An 889-nucleotide genomic window follows, 5' to 3' on the forward strand; every position below is an offset into this window, starting at 1 on the left:
TTCTTTCTGGTCATAGTTTTGCTCCTTGTTTCATGAGTGGAATCTATGACCGTTTACACACTTTATCTCACTGACCCAAACCCGCAATTACGCCGCACATGAACCACGCGCCTCCGCTTCGCCTGACGCCCGACGGGGCGCAATTGCTTGCAAACCGTGAGCTTCTTCGCCTCTCGGCGGAGCTTTCGGAGATTTACGCGAGCAAGGAGAAGCTCGTGACCGACGAGGCTTTGCAGGTCACATCAGCACATGTAAATACCCTGCTGCTTGCGGCGGGGTTCGTTATTCTCCGTTTAACTTAAAGTTGACTTGGGTGGTGATGGTGGTATATGGTACAAAACATATTTCATGACATGAAAATTGAATTCTAATGGATAGTTCATTAAAAATAATTGGCATATACTTAAGGGCATCTCTAAAAAGTCTTATGAGGTAGCTGAATTAGTGAGAATTGCAGTGTGTAAGCGATTTTACAGATGTATTAATAAAGTTTTTTAGGTGATTTTCAGAGGAGTATTCGACTTTTTAGAGATGCCCTTAATTTCGAGCATTGTTATTGCGATACTTTGGGGGCGCAATCGTCACATTGGTGTCTGGTGGACATTATTTCTTATGCTTGGCTTTATACCTGGATGGCTTACAGTATTCAGTGATGATATTAAGGTTGATGAACCTTCCCCAAATTCTAAGGCAAAGAAAAATACCGGGCTTGCCATAATGGGCTTAAGCTCTTTTATTGCCATTCTCATTTATCGAAATCGTCATGATATATTGGCTTCCGATATTGTTTTTTTTATGACTTTACTTTTTTGGGTTCTTCGCAGAATATCGTGGGTAAGGGCTTCTGCTGTTCCGTCATGATTCGATAGCCATGTTGAGTTTGCCGCAG

Annotated in this window: 1 protein-coding gene; it reads left to right on the forward strand. The window is 42.4% G+C overall.

The genetic code is table 11. The features are described 5' to 3' along the window. Nucleotides 1-98 precede the first annotated feature (98 nt). Complete coding sequence (locus FGF66_RS12355; protein ID WP_139457945.1) at nucleotides 99-302, forward strand: hypothetical protein; 204 nt, start codon at nucleotides 99-101, stop codon at nucleotides 300-302. Nucleotides 303-889 lie beyond the last annotated feature (587 nt).

It is taken from the genome of Chlorobaculum thiosulfatiphilum, assembly GCF_006265165.1.
Classification (GTDB): domain Bacteria; phylum Bacteroidota; class Chlorobiia; order Chlorobiales; family Chlorobiaceae; genus Chlorobaculum; species Chlorobaculum thiosulfatiphilum.